Origin of the sequence: Deferrivibrio essentukiensis (assembly GCF_020480685.1) — a bacterium.
Taxonomy (GTDB): Bacteria; Chrysiogenota; Deferribacteres; order Deferribacterales; family Deferrivibrionaceae; genus Deferrivibrio; species Deferrivibrio essentukiensis.
The window spans coordinates 1-652 of the sequence record NZ_JAJAFU010000058.1; the positions used below are offsets into that span (position 1 = coordinate 1).

At 27.9% G+C, this 652-nt stretch carries 1 protein-coding gene and 1 pseudogene; both read left to right on the forward strand.

Annotation, left to right across the window (positions count from 1 at the left end; all coding sequences use genetic code 11):
* A pseudogene (locus tag LF845_RS11750) lies at positions 1-207 on the forward strand (nucleotidyl transferase AbiEii/AbiGii toxin family protein); the annotation flags it as partial.
* 204 nt (positions 208-411) lie between these two features.
* Positions 412-621 carry a hypothetical protein gene (locus LF845_RS11755; RefSeq protein ID WP_242821202.1) on the forward strand — a complete coding sequence of 70 codons (210 nt, stop codon included), beginning with the start codon at positions 412-414 and terminating at the stop codon, positions 619-621.
* Positions 622-652: the final 31 nt, after the last annotated feature.

Sequence of the window (652 nt, forward strand, 5' to 3'; positions counted from 1 at the left end):
TTACTTGTAACAGAATGTAAGAATTTTTTGTCAAAAGTTTTACCCTTTAGAACTGAAGAAATAGAATTTTTAAATCTTTTATTTGAAAAAGGTGAAATTAAACCTGATATTTTAACGGATGATACAAGAACTACAGAACAAATTGCAAAACAACCAATGTTGAAATGGAAAGCTTTGAATGTTAAAAATCACAAAGGGATTGTTTGATAAAAATGAACGAAAGTTCTTTTTGTGTTTAATAAGGAACCCCAAAAAAGGTAATTTATTTTTTCAGTTAATTAAAAGACTGTCATCACCTATTTTGTATAATAAATGTTATTTGACAGATAGTTATGATTAATAACGCCTCCAAGATGTTGTATCATGATTTTAACGAAAAAAGCAACAATAACAACAAAATGGAGGCAGTTTATGATAGGTGAAATTACCAAAAATATGAAGGAAAAAATATTAAATATTGTAAGAAACTTTCATGATTACCTTACAAAGCCACAACAAAAGTATATTCTTGAGATGCTTTCCGGTTGTTTTGCTACTCGCAGCTTAAACCTTACCGCCATATCTGGCTATTTAAATGAGAAGTGTGGAATTAAACACACATTAAAAAATGGAGAAATTTAATAGTAAGGGTAAGATTGTATGTAAATTTATG

Excerpts from the sequence above, each read along its gene's own strand:
- LF845_RS11755 (WP_242821202.1), top strand. The coding sequence starts at position 412 with ATGATAGGTGAAATTACCAAAAATATGAAGGAAAAAATATTAAATATT.